At 62.2% G+C, this 6,738-nt stretch carries 5 protein-coding genes and 2 pseudogenes; 1 reads left to right on the forward strand and 6 read right to left on the reverse strand.

Annotation, left to right across the window (positions count from 1 at the left end; all coding sequences use genetic code 11):
• Together AAC083_RS00055 and AAC083_RS00060 are read right to left on the reverse strand one after the other, a co-directional pair.
• Positions 1-158: pseudogene (locus AAC083_RS00055) on the reverse strand (class I SAM-dependent methyltransferase); the annotation flags it as partial.
• A gap of 17 nt (positions 159-175) precedes the next feature.
• On the reverse strand, positions 176-334 hold the full coding sequence (locus AAC083_RS00060) for a hypothetical protein (RefSeq protein ID WP_181364608.1): 159 nt from the start codon (positions 332-334) through the stop codon (positions 176-178).
• Between the two features lie 68 nt (positions 335-402).
• On the opposite strand from AAC083_RS00060, the pseudogene AAC083_RS00065 reads away from it, so the two are divergent.
• Positions 403-765 (forward strand): annotated as a pseudogene (locus AAC083_RS00065) (VOC family protein).
• 169 nt (positions 766-934) lie between these two features.
• Here the strand turns inward: AAC083_RS00065 and gcvP are convergent.
• The 4 genes from gcvP to AAC083_RS00085 all read right to left on the reverse strand — a co-directional run.
• Positions 935-3,811, reverse strand: coding sequence for an aminomethyl-transferring glycine dehydrogenase (gcvP, locus tag AAC083_RS00070; protein ID WP_108535605.1), 2,877 nt, complete (start codon positions 3,809-3,811; stop codon positions 935-937).
• A 272-nt stretch (positions 3,812-4,083) separates the two neighbouring features.
• A complete protein-coding gene (gene gcvH, locus AAC083_RS00075) occupies positions 4,084-4,473 on the reverse strand; it encodes a glycine cleavage system protein GcvH (RefSeq protein ID WP_108535606.1) in 390 nt (129 codons plus the stop codon).
• Between the two features lie 93 nt (positions 4,474-4,566).
• Positions 4,567-5,664, reverse strand: coding sequence for a glycine cleavage system aminomethyltransferase GcvT (gene gcvT / locus AAC083_RS00080; RefSeq protein WP_108535607.1), 1,098 nt, complete (start codon positions 5,662-5,664; stop codon positions 4,567-4,569).
• A 417-nt stretch (positions 5,665-6,081) separates the two neighbouring features.
• On the reverse strand, positions 6,082-6,738 hold a 657-nt coding region (locus tag AAC083_RS00085; RefSeq protein WP_181364609.1), incomplete at its 5' end, for an FAD-dependent monooxygenase.

The following is a 6,738-nucleotide window of genomic DNA, read 5'->3' on the forward strand; positions in this document are numbered from 1 at the left end:
GTGGTCAGGATGCCGGTGCCCGCCCCTATGTCGGCCACGTGGGCCTCGGGCCCCATGGCAAGCTGCTGGGCCAGAAAGTCCAGCATGGCCGCCGGATAACCGGGGCGGTACTTCACATAAGCCTCGACCCGGGTCGAAAATCGCTGGGTACTGTCCATCGCGCACACCTCTCTTGTCAGTGACGGGCGCCATTTGCCCGCATCCCGTTGCCATGGCTGTCGTTCAACACGCCAAAGCGGGTAGTCCGGATCACTATGCCACTACACTTGACGACATCATGCAACTCCCAGATTGGCAACATACGGGTCCACTCGCCAGCCAGTGCGGTAACCACGGACCCGCCACGGGGTGAGATGAAGAGAGCGCCACCTTGGCGGCGCAGGGTGCAGGGGCCACCAGATGATGACAGCCGCAAAGAACAGGATTTGCCTCTGGTATGACGGGGATGCCGAGGAGGCGGCACTGTTTTACACCAGCCCCTTCCCCGGCTCCGCAGTCAACGCCGTATACCGCACCCCGGCCTATTACCCCGGCGGCAAGCGAGGGGATGTGCTGACGGTCTAGTTCAGGATGATGGGGATCCCCTGCCTCGGGCTCAATGGCAGCCCCGGGGTCAGGCAAAGCAGGGCCTTCTCGTTCCAGGTTGCCACCCAGAGCCAGGCCGAGACGGATCACTATTGGCACGCCATCATTGAGAGCGGCGGTCAGGGGTGCGAGTGTGGCAGGTGTCAGGACAAGTGGGGCATCTCCTGCCAGATGCCCTGACCGAGGCGATCGCCGGCCCCGAGGCCATGATGCAGATGGGCAAGATTGATATCGCAGCTATCGAGGCGGCGCGTCGCGGCTGAAAGCCGTTTGAGGGCGCCACAAACGACAAGGCCACCCGCTGGGGTGGCCTTGTGTTTATTGGCTGTCAGCCCGTCAGGGACCGTGATTACTTGGCGTACTCCTCGGTGGGGATGCAGGCGCAGAACAGGTTGCGATCGCCGTAGACGTCGTCGATACGGTTCACCGACGGCCACAGCTTGCTGGCCCGCACGGCGTCGGTCGGGAAGACCGCCTCGGCGCGGCTGTAACCCCGGTTCCACTCGCTGTCCATCACGTCATCCTGGGTATGGGGCGCGTTGACCAGCGGGTTGTCGGCCAGGCTCCAGTGACCATCCTGCACCTTGGCAATCTCGGCACGGATGGCGGTCATCGCCTCGATGAAGCGATCCAGCTCGCGCTTGGATTCGGATTCCGTCGGCTCGACCATCAGGGTACCCGCCACCGGGAAGCTCATGGTCGGCGCATGGAAGCCATAGTCCATCAGCCGCTTGGCCACGTCCATCTCGCTGATGCCACAGGCCTCTTTGAGCGGGCGGATATCCAGGATGCACTCGTGAGCCACCCGACCGTTGCGCCCGGAGTAGAGCACGGGGAAGGACTCACCCAGCTTCTTGGCCAGGTAGTTGGCGTTGAGGATGGCCACCTGAGTGGATTTCTTCAGCCCTGCATCCCCCAGCATGGCGATATACATCCAGCTGATGGGCAATATGCTGGCCGAGCCGAACGGCGCCGCCGACACGGCGCCGTTGTTGCGGCTCTCCTTGTTGGTCTTGACCACAGAGTGACCGGCCACAAACGGTGCCAAGTGTTTCTTCACGCCGATGGGGCCCATGCCCGGGCCACCGCCGCCATGGGGAATGGCGAAGGTCTTGTGCAGGTTGAGGTGAGAGACGTCCGCTCCGATAAAGCCCGGGGCAGTGAGGCCCACCTGGGCATTCATGTTGGCGCCGTCGAGGTAGACCTGACCACCGTGCTGGTGAACGATGTCGCACACCTCCTTGATGGTCTCCTCATATACCCCGTGGGTGGAGGGATAGGTCACCATCAGGCAGGAGAGCTGATCCCCCGCCTCAGCGGCCTTGGCGCGCAGGTCGTCGAGATCCACGTTGCCAAACTTGTCGCAGGCCGTGACGATGACCCGCAGCCCCGCCATCTGGGCGGAGGCCGGGTTGGTGCCGTGGGCAGAGGCCGGAATGAGGCAGATGTCGCGATGACCGTCGCCACGGGACTCGTGGTACTTCTTGATGGCGAGCAAGCCCGCGTACTCACCCTGAGCGCCTGAGTTCGGCTGCATGCAGACCGCATCGTAACCGGTCACCTTCACCAGCCAGTCTTCGAGGTCGGCCAGCAGCAGCTGGTAACCCTTGGCCTGGGCCAGCGGCGCAAACGGGTGCAGCTTGCCAAACTCGGGCCAGGTCACCGGGATCATCTCGGCGGTGGCGTTGAGCTTCATGGTGCAGGAACCCAGCGAAATCATGGCGTAGTTGAGGGCCAGATCTTTGGCTTCGAGACGGTGGATGTAGCGCAGCATCTCGGTCTCGGAGTGGTACTTGTTGAACACCTCGTGGGTCAGCACGGCATCGGTGCGCAGCAGATCCTGCGGGATGCCGTGATGGGTCTGGGCCGCCTTGTCGAGCACCTCCACGTCCAGGCCGTGGCCTTGACCGAGGAAGAGATCAAACAGCTCGGCCACATCGGCGCGGGTGGTGGTTTCAGAGAGCGACACCCCCACGGCACCGTCGAGATCGGCGCGCAGGTTGATGTTCTGTGCCTCGGCCTTGGCGATCAGCGCCGCCTTGTCAGCCGTCAGCACTGTGAGGGTATCGAACCAGCTGGCGTGCTTGAGGGCCACGCCCTTGGCTTTGAGACCCAGCGCCAGAATGGTGGTGAGACGGTGAACGCGGGAGGCGATGGTTTTAAGCCCCACCGGGCCGTGATAAACGGCGTAGAAGCTCGCCATGTTGGCCAACAGCACCTGCGCGGTACAGATGTTGGAGTTGGCCTTCTCGCGGCGGATATGTTGCTCGCGGGTCTGCATCGCCATGCGCAGGGCACTCTTGCCACGGGCATCCCTGGAGACACCGATGATGCGGCCCGGCATGGAGCGCTTGTAAGCATCGCGGGTGGCGAAGAAGGCGGCGTGGGGGCCACCGTAACCCATGGGCACGCCGAAACGCTGGGCGGTGCCCAACACCACGTCGGCACCCAGCTCGCCCGGGGATTTGAGCAGCAGCAGAGAGAGCATATCGGCGCTGACGCAGGCCAGCCCTTTCTGGGCCTGTACCGCGGCAATCAGGGCCCGCAGATCTTTCACCTCACCGGTAGTGGTGGGGTACTGGAACAGGGCACCAAACACCTCTTCGTTCACAGCATCGCTCGCGGCGCCGACCGCCACGTCAAAACCGAAGTGAACCGCGCGCTCCTTGACCACGTCGATCACCTGCGGGTGCACGTCATCGGCCACGAAGAAGAGGTTGGATTTGGACTTGGCCATGCGCTTGGCCAGCGCCATGGCTTCGGCGGCGGCGGTCGCTTCATCCAGCAGGGAGGCGCTGGCGAGATCCATGCCGGTGAGATCCAGCGTCAGCTGCTGGAAGTTGAGCAGGGCTTCGAGACGCCCCTGGGCCAGCTCGGGCTGGTACGGGGTGTAGGCGGTATACCAGCCCGGGTTCTCCAGCACATTGCGCAGGATGACGTGGGGCACATGGGTGTCGTGATAGCCCATGCCGATGTAGCTCTTGGCGATCTTGTTCTGGGCGGCGTAGCCCTTGAGCTTGGCCAGCGCCTCCACTTCCGTCATGGAGGCGCCGATACCGAGCGGGCCCGGCCGGCGAATGGCGGCGGGGACTGTCTGTTCAATCAGATCGTCCAGGCTCTCTGCGCCAACGATGGCCAACAGGGCGCGCACTTCTTCCTCACCCGAGCCTATGTGGCGACGGATGAAATTGGTTTTTTGCTCGAGTTCAAACAGTGACTGGGTCATTTCCCTATTCCTGGTTTTAAGTCCTGATAACCAAGACCTGATGTTCCTGATAGCCGGCAGATACCAGCTCCACTCATGTTCTGGGTCCCGCAGGCAGAGTGCGGCACCAGCATCGACAGGGGATCGCCTTGTTGCGTACCGGCCTGCTTGCCCCGTGGCAAGGCCAGGTTGGCAAACGGCAGGTGCGGGCGACGTCACCCTTCTACCAGAGGGCGTGTGCCCGGCTGGCGGTCATACAAACGGGCCCTGCTGTGTGGCAGGGCCCGGGGGCATTACTCTTCGTCCACCACGTTCTGGTAGCCTTCCGCATCCAGCAGGTTGGCGAGCTCGCCCGCATCGTCCAGCTTGACGCGGAACAGCCAGCCAGCGCCGTAGGGGTCTGAGTTGACCAGCTCCGGGCTGCCTTCCAGCTCTTCGTTGATGGCAACTATCTCACCGCTCACCGGGCTGTAGATGTCAGAGGCGGCCTTGACCGACTCGGCCACGGCGCAGTCATCACCGGCGCCAATTTGCTTGCCCACTTCCGGCAGGTCGATAAACACCATGTCTCCCAGCAGATCCTGGGCGTGCTCGGTGATACCGACCACGGCCTCGCCGTTGGCTTCAACACGGATCCACTCGTGGGAGGTGGCATATTTCAGTTCGCTCGGGATATGGCTCATTTGTGCTTCCTTCTTATTCACTTGGATCACTTGTACCTGGACCGCGTACAAGGGGTACTGGCGAAGGGCTGCCCCTTCGCCGCAATGGGGTTGTTACACCAGCTTCTGGCCGTTGCGCACGAAAGCGGGCTTGGTGACCTTCACAGTGACCAGTTTCTTGCGGATCTCTACCTGGGCCTCTTCACCGATATCGCGGGGCACCCGCGCAAGGGCGATGCTGTAGCCCAGGGTCGGCGAGAACGAGCCTGAGGTGATCACACCTTCCCGCTTCTCACCGCTGGCGGTGGTGAAGGTGACCGGCATGCCGGCACGCAGCACCCCCTTCTCTTCCATCACCAGACCAACCTGCTTGGGCTGGGTGCCCGCCGCCTTCTGTGCTTCCAGCACGGCGCGACCAATAAATTGGCGGGAGGCCGGCTCGAAGGCCAGCGTCCAGGCCATGTTGGCGGCGAGTGGGCTGATACTCTCGTCCATGTCCTGGCTGTAGAGGTTCATGCCGGCTTCGAGGCGCAGGGTATCCCGCGCGCCCAGCCCGCAAGGGGCCACGCCGTTGTCCAGCAGCGCCTGCCACAGGTCGCATGCCCGGGATCCCGGCACCACGATTTCGTAACCGTCTTCGCCTGTGTAACCCGTGGTGGCGATGAAGAGATCCCCTGCCTGCACGCCGAAGAAGGGTTTCATCCCTTCCACTGCCGCGTTCTGCTCAGGGGTAAACACCTTGGCCGCCTTGGCCTTGGCGTTGGGGCCCTGCACCGCGATCATGGCGAGTTCGGGACGTTCGGTCACGCTCACGGCAAAATCGATGGCGTGGTGACGGATCCAGGCCAGATCCTTCTCGCGGGTAGCCGAGTTCACCACCAGGCGATAGAAGGTATCGGTCAGATAGTAGGTAATGAGGTCGTCGATGACGCCGCCATCGGGGTTGAGCATGCCGCTGTAAAGGGCCTTGCCGGAGACTGTGAGTTTGGCCACGTCATTGGCCAGCAGGTGTTGCAGGAAGGCTTTGACCCGCTCGCCAGTCAAGTCGACTATGGTCATGTGGGAGACGTCGAACATGCCGGCATCGGTGCGCACCGCGTGGTGCTCTTCCAGCTGGGAGCCGTAGTTGATGGGCATTTCCCAACCGTGGAAGTCCACCATTTTGGCGCCGGCTTCCAGGTGCTTGGGATGCAATACTGTAGTCTGGATCATCGCTGTGTTTCCTTAAGCGTTCGCGACAACACTCGCAATCCGCCCTCCCCTGACAGCCAACAGAACATGCCATCGTCTGTGCAACAGAAAAAGAGAAGAGACGGTCGGAGTCTGTGCTCGTTCCAGCCCCGCAGGGCAAGAGTGATTCCTTGAACGCAGCGGATTATATGACAAGCGGGCGAGCGGGCCGCTCAAAAAAAACTAATCCACTGCCAGTAAACAGACCCCAGACACTAAGGTAAAAACAGTGATAAAAACAGTAAAAAAGCGACTCACACGAGATTAAATTTTGATTTTTACCGTTTCGTCACAATTTACAGAAAAACGTTTCGCCCGCTACCCAGATTAAAGGCTGATGCCCAAAATGGGTCATCAGCCTCGTCAGATTAGTTTTGTTGTAAAAAAACCTGAGTAGTATTAGATTTTTTCACCCTTGGCCAGGATGGGCAGTTCGCCATCGAGCCCCATGGCAGCCCGGATCACCCCTTGTTTGAGCGGCGCCAGTGCGTCGAAAGCACACAATCCCACCCCGCGCACCAGCTTCTTGAGGGGATTGGCCCCGCTGAACAGCCGCTTGAGTCCTTCCATCGCCGCCAGCATGCGGGCCGCCTCGCTCTTGCGCCAGCGCTCGTAGCTGCGCAGATTGGCCAGCAGGCCTATATCCCCACCGACACGATGAGTGTGCACAATCTGCTCCGCCAGCGCTGCCGCATCCAGCAGGCCCAGGTTGACCCCCTGCCCCGCCAGCGGATGTATGGTGTGAGCCGCATCCCCCACCAGCACCAACCGCTCGCGAGCGAAATCGCGGGCATAGCGGGCGGTGAGCGGGATGGCACTGCGCGCCCCTTCCACCTTGCACAACCCCAGCCGGCCATCGAAGGCGGTGGGGAGCTGGCGGTTGAACTGTTCGTCATCGCAGGCACACAGCGCCTCGGCCCGCGTGGCGGGCACAGACCAGACGATGGAGCAGAGATCGGGTTGCCACAGGGGCAGGAAGGCGAGTGGACCATCGGGGGTGAAGATCTGGCGGGCCACCGCCTCGTGGGGCTCGGCACAGCGCACCGTCGCCACCAG

The sequence above is a fragment of the Aeromonas sp. HMWF014 genome, assembly GCF_963878295.1.
Lineage (GTDB): Bacteria > Pseudomonadota > Gammaproteobacteria > Enterobacterales > Aeromonadaceae > Aeromonas > Aeromonas popoffii.

Bases quoted from the DNA above. Each gene is read 5' to 3' on its own strand.
- gcvT (WP_108535607.1), bottom strand. From the start codon at position 5,664: ATGATCCAGACTACAGTATTGCATCCCAAGCACCTGGAAGCCGGCGCC.
- gcvP (WP_108535605.1), bottom strand. From the start codon at position 3,811: ATGACCCAGTCACTGTTTGAACTCGAGCAAAAAACCAATTTCATCCGT.
- gcvH (WP_108535606.1), bottom strand. From the start codon at position 4,473: ATGAGCCATATCCCGAGCGAACTGAAATATGCCACCTCCCACGAGTGG.